This window comes from Pyxidicoccus trucidator (genome assembly GCF_010894435.1).
Taxonomy (GTDB): domain Bacteria; phylum Myxococcota; class Myxococcia; order Myxococcales; family Myxococcaceae; genus Myxococcus; species Myxococcus trucidator.
The window spans coordinates 192,265-213,397 of the sequence record NZ_JAAIXZ010000015.1 but is presented as its reverse complement, the minus strand read 5'-3'; the positions used below and the strand labels follow the sequence as shown (position 1 = coordinate 213,397).

The following is a 21,133-nucleotide window of genomic DNA, read 5'->3' as shown; positions in this document are numbered from 1 at the left end:
TCACAGGCCCCCGCGCCGCTCGGGGTGCGCCGCGTACAGCGCCACCACGAGGCTGAGGAAGAGGAGGATGGGCAGGGCGCGCGCGTACACCCCGCGCCCCATCCGCAGGGCGAGCCCGCAGGGCAGCCCGAAGAGGAAGCCGCCCAGGTGCCCCGCCCAGCTCACGAAGGGCAGCAGGCTGAGGACGGCCACCTGCGCCAGCCAGACGAACAGCTCCTGCCGGCCCTGCTGGGTGGAGATGGGGAGCATGGCGCCCGCCCATCCCAGAATCATCCCCGACGCGCCCACTGTGGGCACGTCGAAGTCGAAGAGGAGCGAGAAGGTGGACGCGCCCAGCGTGGTGACGAGCGACAGTCCCAGGAAGCGCAGGCTGCCGATGCCGCGCTCCAGCGTGAAGCCCAGCGTCACCACCACCGACATGTTGAAGACGAGGTGCAGCGCCCCGCCGTGCTCCAGCACCGCGCCCAGCAGCCGCCAGTACTGGCCGGCCTGGACGGCGGGCCCGTACAGCGCCAGCGGGGGCAGCCGGCTCACCCGCGAGCCGTCCGCGAGCACCAGCTGCGAGACGGGGAAGAACTGCTCCACCAGGAACAGGCCCACCGCGCCCGCGAGGATGGCGTAGCTCACCCACGGCCGCGGCAGCGGAACGGCCGGGGGCGGCGCGCCCGGGGGGGGCCCGCCACCCTCACCGCCGGGGCCGGAGGGGAGTGCGTCCAGGATGCGGCGGGGGCGGGACGCCATGCGCGCTCACAGCTCCCGTGAGAGCACGGTGTCGCGCAGCCAGTGGTGGTCGTCCGTGTGCGGGTAGTCGAGCGTGAAGTGCAGGCCGCGGCTCTCCTTGCGGCGGCTGGCGCAGTCGACGATGAGGTAGGCCACCTCGGCGATGTTGCGCAGCTCGATGACGTCGCGGGTCACCTTGAAGTGCCAGTAGTAGTCGCGAATCTCCTCGCGCAGCAGCTCCAGCCGGCGCCGCGCGCGCATCAGCCGCTTGTCCGTGCGGACGATGCCGACGTAGTTCCACATGAGCCGGCGAATCTCGTCCCAGTTGTGGGTGACGACGACGCTCTCGTCCGACTCCACGGCGCTGCCCGCGTCCCAGGCCGGCGGGTCCTCGGTGCGCGTGGGCAGGCCCGCCATCTCCTCCACGGCCACCCGCACCGCGCGGTGGCCGAACACCAGGCCCTCCAGCAGCGAGTTGGAGGCGAGCCGGTTGGCGCCGTGCAGGCCGGTGCAGGCCACCTCGCCGATGGCGTAGAGGCCGGGCACGGAGGTGCGCCCGTCCAGGTCCGTCACCACGCCGCCGCACTGGTAGTGGGCCGCGGGCACCACGGGGATGGGCTGCACGGCCATGTCGATGTTGAAGGCCTTGCAGGTGGCGTAGATGTTGGGGAAGCGCTCGGTGAGGAAGGCGCGGCCCAGGTGCGTCATGTCCAGGTAGACGCACTCGTCGCCCGTGCGCTTCATCTCCGCGTCGATGGCGCGCGCCACCACGTCGCGAGGGGCGAGCGCGCCCATGGAGTGGTAGCGCTCCATGAAGGTGGCGCCGCCCTTGAGGCGCAGCTTGCCGCCCTCGCCTCGCAGCGCCTCGCTGATGAGGAAGCTCTTGGCCTCCGGGTGGTACAGGCAGGTGGGGTGGAACTGGTAGAACTCCATGTTCGCCACCCGCGCGCCCGCGCGGTACGCCATGGCCACGCCGTCGCCCGTCGCCACGTCCGGGTTGGAGGTGTAGAGGTACACCTTGCCCGCGCCGCCGGTGGCCAGCACCGTCACCTTGGACAGGAAGCGCTCGATGCTGCCGTTCTCCAGCAGCGCGTACGCGCCGAGGACGCGGTGGGCCCCCGGGTTGGGCATGCGCCGGTCCAGGATGAGGTCGATGGCGGCCGTGTGCGCGAAGAAGGTGATGTTGGGCGACTCGTCACACGCGGCCAGCAGCGCGCGCTGCACCTCGCGGCCGGTGATGTCCCCCGCGTGGATGATGCGGCGGGCGGAGTGGCCGCCCTCGCGCGTCAGGTCGAACTCGCCGGACAGGTGCTTGTTGAAGTCCGCGCCCAGGTCCACCAGCTCGCGCACGCGCTGGGGGCCTTCCTTCACCGTGACTTCCACCGCGTCCCGGTGGCACAGGCCCGCGCCGGCCACGAGGGTGTCGTCGATGTGGGCGTCGAAGGAGTCCGTGGGGGCCAGCACGCTGGCGATGCCGCCCTGCGCGTAGGCGGTGTTGCTCTCACCTCGCTCCCGCTTGGTGATGACGGCCACCGTGCCGTGCCGGGCCGCCTGGAGGGCGAACGAGAGGCCCGCCACGCCGCTCCCGAGCACGAGAAAATCGAACCGATGAGGCATGGTGGACAGCCTTAATGGCGGTAAGTGCCGGAAACAAGGCGTTTTCTTGAGGACTTTCCGGCGCTTGTCTAAGGTTGAGGGCTGCCGATATGCGTGCCCTTCCCGCGCTCCTTGCCGCCACCCTGCTGGCCCTGCCGTTGACGGCGGGAGCCTCCGAGTCCGTCTACCGCTACGTGGAGAAGGACGGGACCATCGTCTACACGAATGTCCCTCCCTCCGGCGCCAAGCAGGCGAAGCGGATGAAGGGCTCCTTCACCCCGGCGCCGGCGAAGAGCGCGCCGGTGGTGGGGCGCAAGAAGACGCCGCCGGAGCTGGACCCGCACATCGCGGCGGCGGCGCTGCGCTACCGCATCCCCACGGCACTGGTGCGCGCCATCATGCACACCGAGAGCAACTTCAACCCGAACGCGCTGAGCCACAAGGGCGCCAGCGGGCTGATGCAGTTGATGCCGGCCACGGCGTCGGACATGTACGTGAAGGACATCTTCAACGAGCGCGACAACATCGAGGGCGGGGTGCGCTACCTGCGCGTGCTCGCCAACATGTTCGACGGCGACATGGTGAAGATGATTGCCGCGTACAACGCCGGCCCCGAGGCGGTGAAGCGCTACGGTGGCAAGGTGCCCCCCTACGACGAGACGCAGGGGTACGTGCGCAAGGTGCTCCAGCTCTACTTCCACTACAAGGAGCGCGAGCGGACCGCCGAGAGCGGCCCCCGCGAGCCCACATCCCAGAATGACGACGCGCGCGAAGGGGCGGGGGGAGAAGAGCCCCGCTGACGACGAGTTCCTCCAACAGCTCTACCGCGGTGGCGAGCTGCTGGCCGCCGGGAAGGTCATCGAGGCAAAGGAGTTCCTGGAGCGCGCCCACCAGCTCCAGCCCCGTCAGGAGAAGGCGCAGAACCTGCTGGGCCTTTGCTACTTCAAGCTCGGCATGTTCGACCGGGCGGCGGAGCTGTACGAGATGCTGGTGCGAGACAACCCGGTGGACCCGACACTGCGGGTCAACCTGGGGCTCGTGTATCTGAAGACGAGCGCGCTCCAGCGCGCCGCGCGCGAGTTCGAGACGGCCACCGACCTGGCTCCCGAGCACCAGAAGGCGCAGAACTACCTGGGCCTGACACTCGCGCAGATGGGCGAGTACGGCCGCGCGCGCGAGCACTTCCTGCTGGCGGGCAGCGACGCCATGGCGGAGAAGATGACGCGCGCCATCGCCGGGGAGGGTTACTCCCGGCCCGCGTCCGCGCAGCCCGCGCGCGCCCGGGGCCTCGCCGAACTGGAGGGCAGCGAGGGGGTGCGGGAGCAGGGCGGTGAGCCGGTGGCCACGCCCGGCGCTCCGGCCGCGACGCCGCCCGCCGCCGAGGCATCGCGCGCCCAGGGCCGCTCGGGTGGGCTGCCCGAGGGCGACTGGGGCGCGCAGTTCGGACTGGACGGTGGACCCGGGCCCTCGGGCCGGGCCACTGCACCGGCCGCGCAGGAGCCGGAGGAAGAGGAGATCCGCCTCGCCGAGGACGAGGGGCCCAGCTCCCTTGCCGGTGGGGAGGAGCTGCCGGTGCTCACCGCCACGCCCGAGGACGCGGAAGAGCTGGCCATGGAGGCCCAGCACGACTTCGAGGAGACCTCCGCCGCGCTCGCCGCCAGCGTGCCGCTGACCCCGGTGCCCCTGTCGAAGGCGATGCTGTCCCGCGCGACGACGCCCGCCGGCATGGTGGCCAGGACGACGGGCACGGGCCCGTCGTCAGCCCCGGTGACGGCCGGGGCCCCGCTCGAAGCCGGCGCCGCTGCTCCCGGCACGGTCGGCGGTGCGACGCCGGGCGCGCGTGCCACCGCCGCGCCTGTCGCGGGAGCCGGTGCCACGGCCACGTCGGCCGCGCCGCTCACGGGAGCCGGCGCCACCACCCCACCTTCCACACCGGAAGTCGCGGGCCATGAAGGTGCGGCGGGACTCCCGGGCGCCTTCGTGCCGCCGCTGGCGGAGCTGGCGCCCGCGGTGGCGCTGGCGGGGGCGGACCCCGCGCATCCCTTCGTCCTGGGCGAGGGCAGCTTCTCTGTCTCCGTGGACGGAGAGCTGCTCACGCGGCTGGACGGGCTGGTGGCCTTCAGCGGCCAGCTGGCCTTCCAGCCGGAGATGAAGCGCTTCCGGGGCCGCGCCACGGACAAGTCCTTTGGCGAGGGCGCGGCGCGGATGGTCCGGGCCCGGGGTCGTGGCGTCCTCTATATGGAGCCCTCCGAGAAGCGCACCTTCCTGGCGGTGGACCTGGGCGAGGACTCCGCCTACTTCCGCGACGAGTGCATCTTCGCCTTCGAAGAGCCGGTGATGTTCGAGAACGGACGTGTGCCGTCGGACATTGCTCCGGACCTGGACCTCGTGCACCTGCGCGGGCAGGGGCGGGTGCTGCTGAGCCTGCCCGGGGCGCTGCGCTCGGTGCCGGTGCGGATGGAGGGCACGGTGACGGTGCCCCTGACGCACCTGGTGGGCTGGCAGGGCAACCTCACGCCCCGCGTCGTGCCCCTGCTCAAGTCGCCCACCGGTGAGGTGCTCCGGACCGCGGTGGAGCTGAGCGGTGAAGGTTTTGCCCTCATCGCCCTTGGTGTCCGCTAGAAGGTGCCCTCCATGGCCTTGGACCGAGCGACCCGGAAGAAGCTGAAGCGGGAGGAGCGGGCGCGCCGCCGCGCGGAGCGTCAGCCCAGCGTGTTGGTGCAGGAGTTCTGGAACCTCCCCAACATGCTCACGTTGGGGCGCATCTTCCTCATCCCCCTCTTCGTCTGGCTGACCTACGACGCCGACCCCCTCAACTCCCTGTGGGCGGGGCTGGTGTTCGCCGTGGCCTCCATCACCGACGTGATTGACGGCTACCTGGCGCGCAAGTGGAACCTCATCACCGTGGTCGGCAAGTTCATGGACCCGCTCGCCGACAAGCTCATCGCCATGGCGGCGCTGGTGATGATGGTGCGGCTGGGGCGCATCGCCGCGTGGGTCGTCATCGTCCTGCTGGCGCGCGAGCTCATCGTCAGCGGCCTGCGCACCATCGCCGCCAGCGAGGGCATGGTCATCGCCGCCGGCCAGGAGGGGAAGTGGAAGACGTCCCTCCAGCTCGTGGGCATCATTTCACTCTGCGTCCACTACGTGCACCCACTGCAGGTTGGCGCCACCTCCGTGCCCGTGGACTACAACCTCGTGGGCAAGGTGCTCGTCTACCTCTCGGGTGCCTTCTCGGTGTGGAGCGCGGTCGTCTACTTCCGTGCGTTCCTCGCCATGCTCGCGAAGCGTGGAGGCGAGCCGACCGGTGCGAAAAGTGTTTGACGGGTCCGGAAGGGCTCTGTATATCCAGCCTCACTTTCGGCGCGGCGCTGAACCGGCCGCCGAAACGAAGTCGCGGTACCTGATGCGGGAATAGCTCAGCGGTAGAGCATCGCCTTGCCAAGGCGAGGGTCGAGGGTTCAAATCCCTTTTCCCGCTCCAGATTAAGAGGCCCCCTGGGAAACCAGGGGGCCTTTTTCTTTTCCGGTGTCTGGGTTCTCGCGCCGCCCCCGTTATCAACGCGAAGGCAGGCGAGCGGGCATGTCTCGCGGGCCCGGAGACACCGCTCACCTCAGGCCGCGTGGTCGCTCCGAGCTCCGGTTCCAGTGGCGGAGGCCGCTCCCGGCTTCAGGCTCGAAGGGGTTTCCGGCAGGCGTGAGGACGGGCTCCGGCGGGCTGGTGGGTGGTGGCGTCTCCACCGGAGTCCAGCGCCCGCTGCTGCGAGCCGCCATGAAACGCTTTGAAATCCGGGGCCGTATGCATGGCCGTACCCGGGGCAGACGGTCATCCGGGCGCACCGGCGGCGGGTGGCGGGTTCACCGGGCTGCCTCGCATCCGGGCTCTGCCCTGCTATATGAAGGGCCCCCTCATGATTCGCCTCGTCCGTGAGCTGTACCAGTATCGGGGCCTGCTGCTCAGCCTCGTCCAGCGCGAGCTGAAGGCGCGCTACCGTGGCTCGTTCCTCGGGTTCCTGTGGACGTTCCTGAACCCGACGCTGCACATGCTGGTGTACGCGCTGCTCTTCACCGTGGTGATGCGGCAGAACACGCCCAACTACGCCTTCTTCATGTTCGTGGGCTTGTTGCCGTGGATCTGGTTCTCCAGCTCCATCAGCGGTGGCGCGAGCGCCATCAGCGACCGGCGAGACCTGATGACCAAGGTCCGCTTCCCCGCCCAGGTGCTGCCCACCACGGTGGTGGTCACCAACCTCTGCAACTACACGCTGTCCCTGCCGCTGATGCTCGGGTTGGGCATCATCTACGGGCAGTGGCCCACCTGGCACGTCCTCTTCTTCCCGGTGGTGGTCCTCATCCAGCTCACCTTCACGCTGGCGATGACGTACATCCTCGCGGCCATCAACGTGACGTTCCGGGACCTGCAGCACATCGTCACCAACCTGCTGACGATGTGGTTCTTCGGGACGCCCGTGCTGTATCCGCTCTCCAACTTCCAGGACGAGACGCTGCGCACGGCGATGTTCGTGCTGAACCCCATGGCCCCCATCATCACCTCGTATCAGGCCCTCTTCTATGAGCACCGCCTCCCGGACGCGGCGCCGCTGTTGGCGCTGGGTGTCTTCTCCGTCGTGCTGTTGTGGGCCGCGTCGATGATCTTCGAAGCCCGCCGCGAGGAATTCGCGGAGTCCATTTGACCGCTGCCATGCAGGAATCCATGGACGCCATCGTCATGCAGGACGTCGTGAAGAGCTTCCGGAAGCGGACCATCCGGGGCGAGTACACGACGTTCAAGTCCGAGCTGCTGCGCTGGCTGCGCGGCAAGCGCCAGGCCCGCGAGGCCGGACTCATCACCGCGCTGCGCGGTATCAACCTCACCATCCCCAAGGGCAAGACGGTCGGCATCATCGGGCGTAACGGCTCGGGGAAGAGCACGCTGCTCAAGCTCATCACCGGCATCTACACGCCCACCTCCGGCCTCTTGCAGATCAACGGCCGCATCTCCGCGCTGCTGGACCTGGGCGCGGGCTTCCACCCGGACTTCTCCGGGCGGGAGAACATCCTCATCAACGGCATCATCCTCGGCATGTCGCGGGCCGAGGTGCGCGCGCGGATGGATGAAATCATCGCCTTCAGCGAACTGGGCGAGTTCATCGACGAGCCGGTGCGCACCTACTCCAGCGGCATGTACATGCGCCTGGCCTTCGCGGTGGCCACGCACGTGGACCCGGACATCCTCATCATCGATGAGATCCTGGCCGTGGGCGACGAGCACTTCAGCAAGAAGAGCCTCGCCAAGATGATGGACTTCAAGCGGCAGGGGAAGACCATCGTCCTCGTCACGCATGACCTGAACACGGTGGACAAGTGGTGCGACCTGGCGGCATGGATTGACGGCGGGTACGTGCGCCGGGTGGGCCGCTCCGCGGACGTGACGGCCGAGTACCGGCAGGCCATTGCCCTGGCGGAGTCCCAGTCCCAGTCCTTCACGCCACCGGCCCTCACCGAAGGGGGAGGGGCGCTGCCGCAGGTGCCCGGCGCGGCGCAGGTGCTGCCGTCGTCCACCATGGCCGTGCGCCTCACCCGGTTGCACCTGTCGTCGCCCGAGGGCGAGGACACGCCGCTGACACCGGAGACGCCGGTGGAGGTGTGCGTGGACTTCACCGCGGACGAGCGCGCCACGGACGTGGAGTTCGAGGTGTCCCTCCAGACCGCGGACGGCAAGCCGCTGTACGAGACGAGCACCCTCCTGGAGGAGGTGCAGCTGCCACGACAGCTTCCTCCGGAGGGCCGCGTGCGCTTCGTGCTGGAGCGGCTGGGCCTGCTGGCGGGGGAGTATGCCCTCCAGGTGACGGCCCGCTCCTCGGGAGGCGCGTCCACGGAGCGACGGACCTTCCAGGTGAGCTCCACGGTGGCGGAGCGGGGCGTGTTCCGCCCGGCGCACCGCTGGGTGGTGGAGTCGGCGCCGGTGGCGCAGGCGGTGGTGCCCGCGCTGGCCGGGGGCGCCGTGCCCCGGGCCGCCGGCGGCGGTCATCCCTGAGCTTCAGCCACCGGCTGGCGCGCCGGGAGAGGGGAGTCACACCCGCCCGGCCCGCGTGAAAACGAGAGAGGCGGTACGGCGGTGAAGACAGGACTGGAGAAGCTCTCCGGGGACGCGGTGGCTCCGGACACGGCGCCGAGCGCGGGGGACCTGGCGCGGATGGTGGCCGTGGTGCGCGCGCTGCTCGACGCGCGCCGCCCGTGCCTGCCCGAGCGGTGCGCCGAGGTGTCCGCGCTGGAGGGGACGCTGCGGCTGCTCACCGAGCAGCTCCACCGCGCGAGGCCCTCGGGCTCGCAGGCGCTGTCCCCGTTGCAGGAGGCCTCGCGGCTGGCGGTGCCCCACGAGTTCACCGTGCCCGAGTCGCACCGCGCCTCCGGCATGGGGCGCATGGTGACGGCCACCAAGCGCGCCTTCATCGAGGGGCTCCACCCCTTCCACGTGGAGTCGCTCCGCCCCCAGGCCGAGTTCAACAAGGCCGTGGTGCGCGTGCTGGAGTACCTGTCCGTCCACCGGAGCCTGGGCCTGCGCGACGACGTGTCCGGCTGGGTGCGCGCGCAGCTCGAGTCCAAGGCGGACCCCACGCGGTGGAAGTCGGTGCGCTCGCACCGGAGCGGGGCGCTCGGCTCCGTGGTGGATGCGGCGAAGCGCTCGTACCTCTCCGCGGCGGGTCCGGTGCTGGAGGCCCTGCTGCGCGGGCAGGCGGAGTGGAACTCGGCCATGGTGGAGGCGCTCGCCGCCGCCGCCGCGCCAAAGCCGCCGTCCGAGGCGGAGGGCGCGAAGTCCGTGGCCGGGCTCGTCGGGCGCAATGACCCGCTGCGCCCGGAGGTCCTGCCCAGGGCGCTGCGCGCGGGCGCTCCACTGTGGACCGAGCTGCTGCGCCGGCAGACGCGCTTCAACGAGCAGGCGGTGCTGGCGCTGGCCGGGGTGCTGGGCGCGCGCACGCCGCCGCCCCAGGTTCCCGAGCTGGGTGACTACGAGGGCTGGTGCGCCCGGCGGGAGCCTGCCGACCTCTCCGCCGCGCGCGACGCGGTGGCGCGGCTGGAGGTGAAGCCCCGGGTGTCGCTCGTCACGGCCGTGCGCGACACGCCCGAGGCCTTCCTCCGCGAGGGCCTCGCCTCCGTGGAGGCGCAGGTGTACCCCGAGTGGGAGTGGGTGCTGGTGGACGACGCCAGCACGGCCCCGCACGTGGCGGCGGTGCTGCGCGAGGCCGCCGCGCGCAACCCGCGCGTCCGCGTGGTGACTCGCGAGCGCCGGGACGGTGGCCTCGCCGGGGCGCTGAGCGCGGGCCTGGCCGCCGCGCGCGGTGAGTGGGTGGGCTTCCTGGAGGCCGGTGACACGCTGGCCCCGCATGCCCTGGCGGAGGTGGTGCTCGCGGCGGAGCCTTCGCTGGACGTCCTCTACAGCGACGAGGACCGGCTGGACGGGGAGGGGCGCCGCACCGGGCCCTCCTTCAAGCCGGACTGGTCTCCGGACCTGCTGCGCTCGCTGAACTACATCCGCCACTTCCTCGTCGCGCGGCGCTCCGTGCTGGAGGCCGTGGGCGGCGTGCGCGAGGGCTTCGACGGCGCCGAGGACTACGAGCTCGTCCTGCGGCTGAGCGAGGCCACGCGGGGAATCGGCCACGTGCCGAAGGTGCTGTACCACTCGCGCGCCCACGCGGAGCCAGGGCAGGCGGCCACGGAGGCGGGAGCGCGGGCCCTGCGCGAGCACCTGGCCCGCACCGGCGAGCCCGCCGAGGTGACGAGCTTCGCACCCGGCCGGTACCGCGTCCGCTACCCGGTGCGCGGCGCGCCGCCAAAGGTCTCCATCATCGTCCCGTTCAAGGACCGGCCGGACCTGCTGGAGCTGCTGCTGCCGGGCCTGCTGTCGCGCACCACCTATCCGAACTTCGAGGTGCTGCTGGTCTCCAACAACAGCACGAAGCCGGAGACCTTCGCGCTGCTGGAGCGGCTGACGGACCCCCGGCTGGTGAAGCTGACGTGGGACTTCCCCTTCAACTACCCGGCCATCAACAACTGGGCGGCGAAGCAGGCCACGGGCGAGCTGCTCCTCTTCCTCAACAACGACATGGAGGTGGTGGACCCCGGCTGGCTGGACGAGCTGGTGTCCCAGGCCCAGCGGCCCGAGGTGGGCGCGGTGGGCTGCAAGCTCCTCTTCCCCGAGGGCACCGTGCAGCACGCGGGCGTCGTCGTGGGCTTCACCGGCATGGCGGGACACCCCTTCTGGCGCCTGCCGGACGGGCCCCTCCGCACGCCCTTCGGCGACACCGAGTCGACGCGCAACTGGCTGTCCGTCACCAGCGCGTGCGTCATCCTCCGCCGCCCCGTCTTCGAGGAGCTGGGCGGCTTCGACGAGCGCTTCCAGGTGTGCGGCAGCGACGTGGACCTCGGCCTGCGGCTGAACCAGCGCGGCCTGCGCGTGGTGTACACGCCGCACGCGCGCGTCATCCACCACGAGTCCGCCAGCCGCCGCGCGGACGCGATTCCCGAGGCCGACTACTGGTGGTCCTACGTGGCCTATCGCCCGTGGCTGGGCGCTCGCGGGGACCCCTTCTACAACCCGAACCTCACGCTGCTGGGCACCGACTGCGTCCTGCGTCAGCACCCCGAGGACGGTGAGACGCTGGCCGTGCGCACGCTGTCGCGCGACGTACCTAGCGCGGTGGACCCGGCGCTGGAGGAGCGCGCCCGGGCGCAGCGCCACACCGTGGAGCACCTGGACGCGCTGGACTGCACGCCGGAGCAGGCGAAGGCGTCGCGCGAGTCCGCCCCGGCGGCGCTGGCGGCCCTGCGCTCGCGCGGGAAGGTGGAGACGGCCACGTGGTTCGTGCCGGCCTTCGGCCATGTCTTCGCGGGCGTGCACACGATTTTCCGCTTCGCGGACCTGATGCACCGGCGCCACGGCGTGCGCAGCGACTTCGTCGTCTACGACAAGCCGGGCGCCAGTCCTGGCGACTTCGAGTCTCGCGCGGCCACGGTGTTCCCCGGCGCCTCGGGCGCCTTCCGCGTGCTGTCCGGGCCGGCGGCGCTGGCGGAGCTGCCCGCGTGCGACCTGGCCATCGCCACCTACTGGACTTCCGTGTACCAGGTGCTGCGGCACCCGCGCGCGGCGGTGCGTGGCTACTTCGTGCAGGACTACGAGCCCATGTTCTTCGCCGCCGGCACCCAGTGGGCGCTGGCGGAGCAGACGTACTCGCTGGGCTTCCAGGGCATCTTCAACACGCCGGGCCTGCGCGACTACGTGAAGGCCCAACACGGCATGGACGGCTTCGCCTTCGAGCCCGCCGTGGACGGGGCGCTGTTCCACGCGCGGCGGCCGGAGCGCCAGGGGCCCGTGCGCGTCTTCTTCTACGGGCGCCCGGGCAACGAGCGGAACGGCTTCGAGCTGGGACTGGCGGCGCTGGCCCGACTGAAGCGCGAGCTGGGCCCCGCGGTGGAAGTGGTGACGGCCGGCGCCGAGTGGCACCCCGAGTCCTACGGCGTGCGCGGGCTGGTGACGAACCTGGGCGTGCTCCCCGCCGAGCGCACCGCCGCGCTGTACCGCGAGTGCGACGTGGGGCTGTGCTTCATGTTCACCAAGCACCCCTCGTACCTGCCGCTGGAGATGATGGCGAGCGGGATGACGGTGGTGACCAACGACAACCCGGCCAACCACTGGCTGCTCCACGATGGAGAGAACTGCCTGCTCACGGCGCCGACCCCCGGCTCCGTGCTGGCGCAGCTCCGCCGCGCGGTGGGTGACGCGGCGCTGCGCCAGCGCCTGGGCACCGCCGCCGCCGAGCGCGTGCGGCGCACCACCTGGGAGGCCCAGGTGGACCGGATGATGGAGCACCTGCTCGGACGGACCGCCCCCATCGCCGGAGCCGCCTGACGCGCCGCGCCGTGCCCTCCGTCCGGGGGAGGGCTCCGTATACTGGCGAACATTCTCCAACCGGGGACATCAAATGAACGTGGGACAAGGACTGCGCGCGCTGCTGGGGGCTTCCCTGGCGGCGTGCCTGGGTATGGGCTGCGCCGAGGAGAAGGCGACGAAGGCCGCGCCCGAGAGCGCGCCGCGTGAGCACTCCGCCGCGCTCGTGGGCACGCCCTTCCAGGTGCGGGACCTCCTCGCTGGCACGGGGCCGGACGTCTTCGTGTTCGAAGAGCCGACGATGTTCGCCGCGCTCGGCAACACGGTCCTCTTCGGCGCCAGCGACAAGGTCCATGGCCAGGAGCTGTGGCGGACGGACGGCACTGCCGGGGGCACCTCCATGGTGGTGGACCTGCTGCCGGGCTACGCCGGGTCGGCTCCGTCCCATTCCCTGGTGATGAACGGGCGGCTGTACTTCCTCGCCGCGTCGACAGGGGCATATCTGAACGGCCTGTGGAGCAGCGACGGCACCGCGCAGGGCACCGTGCTGGTGAAGTCCCTTCGCGCGCAGGGCAGCTTCCTCACGCAACGCAATGGCGTGCTGTACATCGGGACCACCGACTCGGAGAGCCCCAGCTCGGGCTTCTCGCTGTGGAAGAGCGACGGCACGCCCGAGGGCACGGTGCTGCTGCGCCGGGAGCATGCGTCGTCGGGGACAGTGGGCTGGCACCCCCACGCGTGGCTGGGGGACACGCTCCTCTTCGCGGCGACGGATGACACCCGCGGCATGGCGCTCTGGAAGAGCGACGGCACGCCCGCGGGCACCACGAGGGTGATGCAGAACCCGCCGCCCTTCCACAGCCTGCACACCGGCGGGCTCACCGAGTGCGGCGGCAAGGTCCTCTTCTGGGCGGCGCGCGAGTTCGGGCGCAACTCCCTCTGGCGGACGGATGGCACCGACTCGGGGACGGTCCTCCTGAAGGACATCGACACCGCCGACCCGTCCTCCCCGGGGGCCCAGTTCCCGCCCCAGCTCTTCTGCTTCGGAGGCACGTTCTACTTCTCCGCCTGGGACGCGGAGGCCGGCCGGGAGCTCTGGAAGAGCGACGGCACGACGGACGGCACCGTCCGCATGGCCGACCTGGCACCCGGTACCGAGGGCTCGTTCCCGGGGACCTACACCCCTCACGGCGGGGCGTTCTACTTCTGGGCCTGGGATGCCTCGGCCGGCCATGAGCTCTGGAAGAGCGATGGCACGCCGCAGGGCACGAGCCGGGTCGCGGATCTGGCGCCGGGGATTGAATGGGCGAGTGACGACGTCGAAACCCTGACGATGATTTCCTCCCCCGTGGGCCTGTTCTTCATGGCCAACGACGGCGTCACCGGCGTCGAGCTCTGGAAGACGGACGGCACCTCCCAGGGGACGGTGCGGCTGTCCAACCACACGCCCACCGACTTCGACTTCACCGGGTTGCGCGGCGTCTGGTCTCAGGGAGCGCTGCACTTCTGGGGGGATGACGACGAGCTGTGGCGGAGCGATGGCACGACGCAAGGGACGCAGCGCGTGTCGAAGCTCGCCAACTACACGCTGGGCGGCCTCGGCTTCGATACGCGCGGCGGGGGCCTGGACCTGGAGGGGACGCTCTTCTTCAGTGCGAATGACGGCGAGGGCGAACGCCTGTGGCGGACCGACGGCACGTCGGGGGGCACGGTGGCGGTGGGCGGCTCCACTTCGTTCTGGAGTCCCAGGTACCTCACCCGGTTCGGGCGAAAGCTCCTCATGGGGGCAGCCACCGACGCCGCCACGGGTGAGCGCTTCCTCTGGAGCCTGGACGCGAGCGCGCAGGCCCCCCAGCAGCTGGGGCCCATGGATTTCGGGATCAATGACGACCGCCCCGTCGTCACCGCGGGCGCACTGGCCTTCTTCACGAACTATTCCTTCGAGGGGGACTCCCTCTGGCGCACGGATGGGACGCCGGGGGGGACGCTGCGCCTGCGGCAGGTCTCCCTCCCTTCGCCGGGGTGGCGGCCCCGGCTGCTCACCGCGCTGGGCTCGCGGGTCTTCTTCACGGGCTCCACCGACTGGCGCCACGAGGAGCTGTGGACGAGTGATGGCACCGTGAATGGCACCGTGCGGGTGACGGGCCTGGATGCGCCCGACAAGAGCGTCACCTTCGACCACCTCATCGCCATGAATGGCCGGCTCTACTTCTGGGCCACCACCGAGACGCAGGGTCGGGCGCTGTGGACGAGTGATGGAACGGCGGCAGGGACGCGCCTGCTGGGCTCCGTGCCCTCCAAGTCCTGGAAGAAGACCGGGCCGACGAACACGGCCATCCTGGGAAGCACGCTCTTCTTCACCGCCGAGCCCCAGAATGGCCCGCCCGAGCTGTGGAAGAGCGATGGCGGCGCCCCGATGAAGGTCCGCGCGTTCGGGACGAACGAGAAGGTGCTCCCGCCCGTGCAGCTCACCTCCTTCGGAAACACACTGGTGTTCTGGGCCGATGACGGTGCCAGTGGCTACCAGCCGTGGCGCAGTGACGGCACGGCGGCCGGTACGGTGCGGGTGAAGGAGCTCCGCAAGGGTGGTGGCACGAGCGCCAGCATCCCAGGGCCCTTCACGCGTCTGGGGGCGACGGGGCCGCTCGTCTTCTCCGCGTCGGATGGGCTGTCCGGGCAGGAGCTGTGGCGGACGAATGGCACGCCTGAGGGCACGGTGCGCGTGGCGGATATCGCCCCGGGCGTCGCGTCGTCCGCGCCGCGCTGGTTTGTGACGTCGGGACAGCGCCTGTACTTCCCGGCCTGGACCGCGACCTCGGGAGTGGAGCTGTGGGCGGCGACCTGGACGGCGGAGGATGCGGAGCCTCCCCAGGTGACCTGTCCCGCAGCGCAGGTGGTGGAGGCGGTGAACGGGCAGGGCGCGCCAGTGAGCTACCCTCCGGCCACCGCGACGGACCCGGGGGAGACTCCGATGGTGGCCTACAGCCATGCCAGTGGCGGCACCTTCGCGCTGGGAGCCACCGAGGTGCGTGTCACCGCCACCGACAGCGGGGGCAATGTGGCGACGTGCGCCTTCACCGTCACCGTGCGGGACACGACGCCTCCGGCCCTGGAGTGCCCGCCCGCGCAGTCCGCGACGGCGACGTCCGCGGCGGGAGTGGCCGTGGAGTGGCCGGAGGCGATGGCGTCGGACACGGTCTCCGCCGCCGTGACGGTGGCCTACGCTCCTGCGCGGGGCAGCGTGTTCTCCGTGGGCACCACCGAGGTGCAAGCCACGGCCACGGACACGAGCGGCAACAGCCGGAGCTGCACCTTCGAGGTGCGGGTGCAGGCGGCATCCCGCGTTGACGGGGGGACTCCGGATGGCGGTAGCACGGTGCCGGATGGCGGTAGCACGGTGCCGGATGCTGGGAGCCAGGGGGCGGATGCCGGGAGCCAGGGGCCGGACGCGGGCTCCCCGGGTACGAGCCCACCGCCACCGCCTCTCGACTCGAGCGGCTGCGGCTGCCAGCAGTCCGGTGGCGCGGGGACGGGACTGCTCGGGTTGGCGCTGCTGGCGCTGCTGGCCAATCGGCGTGTCGGTGGGGCCGGACGGCCTGCAGACCGTCTACACGAGCCTGGGGGCGGCGAAGGGCTGAGCCCTCCGCCCACCTCCCGAGGGGCTGACTAGCCGCGCTGCTGCTTCTCGACGGTCGCGCGGAGCCGGTCCTCCTGCTCACGGAGCTCGGGCGTGAGCACCTCGCCGAAGTCCGCGGTCTCGAAGACCTGGCGGATTTCGATTTCGGACTCCTCGCCGGTCGGGTTGGGGCAGCGCTTCACCCACTCGATGGCCTCTTCCTTCGACTTCACCTGCCACAGCCAGAAGCCGGCGATCAGCTCCTTCGTCTCGGAGAAGGGGCCGTCGATGACGGTCCGCTTGTTGCCGGAGAAATGGATCCGCGCGCCCTTCGAGCTGGGGTGGAGCCCCTCGCCGGCGAGCATGATTCCGGCCTTCACCAGCTCCTCGTTGTACTTGCCCATCTCGGTCAGCATCTTCTCGTCGGGCATCACGGCGGCCTCGGAGTCCTTGTTGGCCTTGATCAAGATCATGAAGCGCATCGTCGTATCTCCCTGGGTTCGTGTGGGCCGGCCTCAGTGCCGGTTCTACTGACACGTCGAACGAGCTCCTGGCGAATCGACACGCCCATTTAATGCTCATTTAACGACCCATTTTCGCCAGGCGACCAGGCGGGCGGGCGCGCAGGTGGCGCCACGGCCCCGTACTCAGGAGTCGGTGGGCGGCTTCTTCCGGAGGCGCTCCATGAGCTGATGTCGGATGGGGCGGGACGCGTCCGGCGCCACCAGCCGGGCGGCTCGCCGCAGCGTGTCGTGGAGGAAGTCGAACTGCTTGAGGGTGCCATTCACCCGGTCCGCCACCCGGTTGAGCAGGGGCGGTGGGATGGCCGCCGCGGCCTCCTCACGCAGCCGCACTTCGAGCCTGTGGGCCTCGCCTTCGCGGATGCGGAGGGCGCGTCCCGGGTCCAGCGCGAGGATGGGGTGCTTGTGGCTCAGGTACGCGAGGCTCTGCTGACGCTCGTTCAGCCGCAGGCTGCGGGTCATCGAGTCCGGGCGCAGCCGGTACAGGAAGAGGGGCTCCGGGAGGACCGTCCCCGTGAGACCGCGCTCCGCCATCCGGGAGAAGACGTCCCAGTCCTCGTACGAGGCGAGCCACTCGTCATAGCCACCGAGCTCCTCCACGAGCCGGCGCTCCATCAACGCCGTGCAGGTGGACGCCACGTTGACCACCCAGAGCGCGTCGCGGTCCAGGCCCGAGGGCACCCAGCCTCCCACCACGTTGTCTGGCGTCTCGCGGAAGTAGGCGACCAGGGACGTGACATAGGCCAGCCCGGGTGTGCCCTCCATCACCGCCAGCGCCTTCTCCAGGAAGGTGGGCTCGATGAGGTCGTCCGGGTCCAGCGGCAGGATGTAGTGCCCCCGAGCGGCGCGCAGGCCCGTGTTGCGTGCCGCGCTGAGCCCACCGTTCCGCTGGCGGAGGATGCGCAGGTCCGGCGCCTGGAGCGTGTCCAGCAGCGCGATGCTCTCCGCGTCTGTCGAGCCGTCGTCCACGAGGACGATTTCGTAGTCGGTGAAGGTCTGCGCGCGGATGGAGCGCAGCGTCTCCGGCAGGTAGCGCCCCATGTTGTAGTAGGGCACCAGGAAGGAGACGCGCGGCGTGCCGGGCTCCGGAAGCCGTGACGCGGGCTTCGGCGGTCCCTGGTGCCTCGTGGGGGCTGCGCGGGCCACTGCTTCCTCGACCTGCTTCACGAGGCTCGCCGGGTCGCAGTGGCGGGCGATGCGCGCTGGTGCCGCCTGACGCGCGGTGTCTCGTGGGGCGGGTGTTCCGAGCGCCTTCTCCAGGACGGCTGCGAGGTGCGGCACGTCGCCCGTGCGGAAGAGGAGCCCGCTGTGGCCATCCTCGATGAGCTCGGCGAGGCCGCCCGCGTCGCTGGCCACCACGAGGTGGCCGGAGGCCATGGCCTCCAGACCTTCGTAGGGGAGGTTGTCCCAGAGGGAGGGGACGCAGCACACCGCCGCTCCGGTGAGGATGTGCTCAGTGCGCGTGTCGCGCGCCGCGAAGTGGAACCGGTCCTTCCACGCGGGGGCGATGCGCCGCTGCAGCCACTGAAGATAGGAGCGGCCCGCAGGGCCCGTCGGCGTGTCATCGCCGATGAGCCGCACCTCCGCGTGGAGCCCGCGCTCGAAGAGGACCTGCATGGCGTCGATGAGCAGGTGGACGCCCTTCCGGTACTCCAACGGGCCGGCGTAGCGCACGCACGGGAGGGTTTCGGGGGGCGGCCGCGGCTCGGTGGGCACGGTGAGCGGAGCGAAGGGGTAGGGCACCACCACGCCGATGTCGCCGAGGCCGAGCTGCTGCGTCACCCGGTCCAGCAGGGCACGGGTGGGGGAGAGGAGCAGGTCCGCCTCGCGGAGGGAGCTGGCCTCGAAGAACTCCTGCTGCGCGGTGTCCAGCGTCAGCGCGGCGACGCGGTTCAGCTTCTGGAGTTCGGCCGTGGGCGTGTGCAGGCGCACCGCGAGCACGGCGGAGGCGAAGTGGCCCAGCGTGCGCTTCGCTCGGAGCGCGAAGGCGCCCTCGCACTCGCGCTCGGGGAACTCGATGAAGTCGAAGGGGTGCTGCTCGTGAAGCCTGCGCAGCGCCGTGTAGACCTGCATCGCGTGGCGGATGGGCGCATGCGAGAAGGCGCCCGCGAAGCCGGAGGTCAGCTCCTCCACGGTGTGGACGCGCACGCCGGGCAGCTCGGTCTCCGCCGCCGCGACGAGGCCCGGCTGGGGCGCGGTGAGGACGTGGACCTCGTGGCCCGCCTCGGCGAAGGCGCGGGACATCCGTGAGACATACGCGGCGAGGTCTCCCGCGGAGAATGGCGCGAGCGCTCTGGAGACGAGACAGATTCGCAAGGGGAGTACCTCGAAGGGGGGAGCGGGCCGCGCCCCGGGCAGCGCTAGCGCCGCCTGGAGCGTCCACGCGAGGTGCCGCCACGGGCGGGCTCGGGCGGAGGGGGCCGCGAGGCTTCTCCCGCGCGGGTGGCGTTGGCGGGAGCAGGCTCGGCCGACTTGGGCGCCGAAGGCTTCGTGGCCTGGCGGGCGGCGTTGGCGGGAGCAGGCTCGGACGACTTGCTCGCCGAGGGCTTCGTGGCCTGGTGCGTGGTGTCGGAGGGTGCATGCGCCGCGGCACGCTCCGCTGCGGCTTCGATGCGGGCCAGCCTGCGCTCCAGCTCCTGCCGCCACGTGGCCTGGGTGCGCGAGTGCTCGCGCTGCACGTCGTGGATGGTCGCGAGCGCGTCGAGGATGGACTCGTTGAACTCCACCTGCTTGCGCAGCGCCTCGTTGATGAAGGGCTGGAAGACGCGGCGGAAGACCCGCTTCGACACCACCAGCGCCAGCCCCGCGAGCCCGCCCCGGTGCGACGTCGCCGGCTCGGCGTAGCGGCTGTCCATCTTCCCGCGCGCTTCCTGGAGCAGCGCCGGCCAGGGCGCGGGAGCCGGTGGACTCGCGGCGGCCTCCAGGGAGCGGCGCAGCGCCTCGCGCGCTTCCTCCGAAGGCTGCGCCAGCTTCCGCGTCTCACGCGCCACTGCCTCGGGCGAGGGTGCGCGGGTGAGCAGGTCTTCAGGTCGCACGGGAACCTCCAGCTGTAGAGGGCAGGGCGCTCAGCATCGCCCGCAGGGCATCGTCGGGACTCGACGCGTCCAGCATCACCATCCGCCGGCCCAGTTGCTGCCGTGCAGGTTCGAGGAGCGACCCGGGAAGCGAGGCCTCGTACACCCCCCAGGCCCGCTCCTTCACGTGGGGCAGCACTGCCTGCGCGGCGAGCGTGTCCGTACCCAGCAGCACCACCGGCGCCGAGGAGACTCGCACCGCAGTCTCCAGCGACGAGGAGCCGGGCAGCAGCACCGACGCCGGGGAGCCCCGCGCCACCGTCTCCAGTGACGAGGACCCGGGCAGCGCCTCCGATTCACGTCGCGGCGGCTGGTCCGGAGTGAAGTGCCACACCGGGACTCCTCCCACGTCTTCGGGGCCCAGGCCCAGGGAGGGCTCCGCGCCCCGTTGACGGAGGGCAAGGATGCGAGCCCCCGGCAGCCGCTCCGCCATCCTCCGCGCGAGACGGGACATGGCGTCGTCAGGGCGCAGCGTGAAGCCCGGGCACACCAGCTCCACCGAGGCGGCCGGGGACGGGGCAGGGGACGTTTCCGCGCCCCCGGAGAGCACTCCCTGGAAGGCCTTCCGCACCTGCTCGGCCACGGCGTCCTGGGTCAGCGTGGCCAGCCGCTCGCGCTGGGCGGTGATGACCTGCTCGCGCAGGGCCGGGCTCCGCTCCAGCACCGCGAGCAGCTCCGCCACGTCGCCCGGGTCGTCCGAGAGCGTCGCGAGCCCCGCGCCGCCCATCGTCTCCGGCACCGCCGCGGCCCCGTACGCCACCACCGGCACGCCCCGGTACATGGCCTCCAGCAGCGGGACGCCAAAGCCCTCGTGCCGGCTCATGGAAAGGTACGCCGACGCGGTAGCGAAGCACGCGGAGAGCTGTGCCGCGCTCACCCTCCCGAGGAAGCGCACCTGCTCCGCGCCGAGCACGTCCTTCAGCCCGTGCAGGTAGGCCCCATAGGCGCCGTCACGGTGCAGATAGCCGGCGACCACGAGCCGGCTCCTCGGCTGGTACAGCCGCTGGTATGCGGTGAAGACGCGCAGCACGTCATCCACCTTCTTGCTCGGCACCGCGCGCCCCACGAAGAGCACGTTGGCGCAGCCGTCCCCCAGCTCCGCCTGGAGCACCGGGTCCGGCGCCGTGTCGAACGCCGTCCAGTCGATGGCGAAGGGCAGCACCGAGACGTTCCGGTACCCCGCCGCCACCAGCTCCTCCGCGCTGAAGCGCGAGTAGGCGAAGGCACACTCCACCTGGGGCCGCAGCGCCAGCAGCTCGTCACGGGCGCCGTCACACGCGGCGGCCACCTTCCGCTCGAACCCCTCGAACAGCCGGGCAGGCGTCACGTTGTGGTAGACGAGCACCTTCCGGCCGGGCGCCCGGGTGATGAGCGGCACCAGGCGCGACTCGAAGCTGTGGTGCACCAGCAGGATTGAGTCCCGGCCCGCCTCGCGCGCGTAGTCACGCACCGGGCGCACCTGGTCCTTGCAGGCGTCGTCCCACGTCTCCGCGTAGATCTCCGACACGTAGCCCCAGCGGCGCAGCAGCCCCTGGAGGTAGCGCACCTGGTTGCCCACCGCGTCCCCCCAGGCGAGCCGGGGGAGGACCTGGTGGATGGAGCTGGTTCGCTGAGCACTCACGCCCGGTCCCCTTACAGCCGCCAGGGGCGGGCACACAAGCCCGAGCCCCTGGCGCCTTGACGGTAGGAAACCCCTCTTATACGCAGACACCCTCTCTGAG

At 71.1% G+C, this 21,133-nt stretch carries 13 protein-coding genes and 1 tRNA gene; 8 read left to right on the top strand and 6 right to left on the bottom strand.

The annotated features are described in order from the left end of the window. Positions 1–741 (bottom strand): rhomboid family intramembrane serine protease, encoded by a 741-nt coding sequence (locus G4D85_RS34700; protein WP_164018373.1) that lies wholly within the window; start codon positions 739–741, stop codon positions 1–3. Between the two features lie 6 nt (positions 742–747). Then, positions 748–2,337, bottom strand: coding sequence for an L-aspartate oxidase (gene nadB, locus G4D85_RS34695; protein ID WP_164018372.1), 1,590 nt, complete (start codon positions 2,335–2,337; stop codon positions 748–750). Between the two features lie 89 nt (positions 2,338–2,426). Here nadB and G4D85_RS34690 point away from each other — a divergent pair, with 89 nt between their 5' ends. From G4D85_RS34690 to G4D85_RS34655, 8 genes are all read left to right on the top strand, one after another. After that, the gene (locus G4D85_RS34690; protein WP_164018371.1) at positions 2,427–3,116 is read left to right on the top strand and encodes a lytic transglycosylase domain-containing protein; all 690 of its coding nucleotides are present in this window, start codon (positions 2,427–2,429) and stop codon (positions 3,114–3,116) included. Then, positions 3,073–4,938, top strand: a complete 1,866-nt coding sequence (locus G4D85_RS34685) for a tetratricopeptide repeat protein (protein WP_164018370.1) — start codon at positions 3,073–3,075, stop codon at positions 4,936–4,938. Before G4D85_RS34690 ends, G4D85_RS34685 begins: the two co-directional genes overlap by 44 nt. A 12-nt stretch (positions 4,939–4,950) precedes the next feature. Then, the gene (gene pgsA, locus G4D85_RS34680; RefSeq protein WP_164018369.1) at positions 4,951–5,640 is read left to right on the top strand and encodes a CDP-diacylglycerol--glycerol-3-phosphate 3-phosphatidyltransferase; all 690 of its coding nucleotides are present in this window, start codon (positions 4,951–4,953) and stop codon (positions 5,638–5,640) included. 84 nt (positions 5,641–5,724) lie between these two features. After that, positions 5,725–5,799 (top strand) — tRNA-Gly (locus G4D85_RS34675). Between the two features lie 427 nt (positions 5,800–6,226). Then, entirely contained in the window at positions 6,227–7,009 is a 783-nt protein-coding gene (locus tag G4D85_RS34670; RefSeq protein WP_164018368.1) for an ABC transporter permease, read from the top strand. 8 nt (positions 7,010–7,017) lie between these two features. After that, the gene (locus G4D85_RS34665) at positions 7,018–8,352 is read left to right on the top strand and encodes an ABC transporter ATP-binding protein (RefSeq protein ID WP_164018367.1); all 1,335 of its coding nucleotides are present in this window, start codon (positions 7,018–7,020) and stop codon (positions 8,350–8,352) included. 81 nt (positions 8,353–8,433) lie between these two features. Continuing rightward, complete coding sequence (locus G4D85_RS34660) at positions 8,434–12,222, top strand: rhamnosyltransferase WsaF family glycosyltransferase (RefSeq protein ID WP_275900338.1); 3,789 nt, start codon at positions 8,434–8,436, stop codon at positions 12,220–12,222. Positions 12,223–12,295: 73 nt separating this feature from the next. Then, the gene (locus G4D85_RS34655) at positions 12,296–15,871 is read left to right on the top strand and encodes an ELWxxDGT repeat protein (protein WP_164018366.1); all 3,576 of its coding nucleotides are present in this window, start codon (positions 12,296–12,298) and stop codon (positions 15,869–15,871) included. On the opposite strand, the gene G4D85_RS34650 is transcribed toward G4D85_RS34655, so the two are convergent. The 4 genes from G4D85_RS34650 to G4D85_RS34635 form a co-directional block, all read right to left on the bottom strand. Continuing rightward, positions 15,868–16,299, bottom strand: a complete 432-nt coding sequence (locus tag G4D85_RS34650; protein WP_164018365.1) for a YciI family protein — start codon at positions 16,297–16,299, stop codon at positions 15,868–15,870. The genes G4D85_RS34655 and G4D85_RS34650 overlap by 4 nt on opposite strands. Positions 16,300–16,464: 165 nt before the next feature. Beyond that, positions 16,465–18,654 (bottom strand): glycosyltransferase, encoded by a 2,190-nt coding sequence (locus G4D85_RS34645; protein WP_164018364.1) that lies wholly within the window; start codon positions 18,652–18,654, stop codon positions 16,465–16,467. A 44-nt stretch (positions 18,655–18,698) separates the two neighbouring features. Beyond that, the gene (locus G4D85_RS49840) at positions 18,699–19,373 is read right to left on the bottom strand and encodes a hypothetical protein (protein ID WP_240359662.1); all 675 of its coding nucleotides are present in this window, start codon (positions 19,371–19,373) and stop codon (positions 18,699–18,701) included. Continuing rightward, positions 19,363–21,033, bottom strand: coding sequence for a glycosyltransferase (locus G4D85_RS34635; RefSeq protein ID WP_240359661.1), 1,671 nt, complete (start codon positions 21,031–21,033; stop codon positions 19,363–19,365). Before G4D85_RS34635 ends, G4D85_RS49840 begins: the two co-directional genes overlap by 11 nt. Positions 21,034–21,133 lie beyond the last annotated feature (100 nt).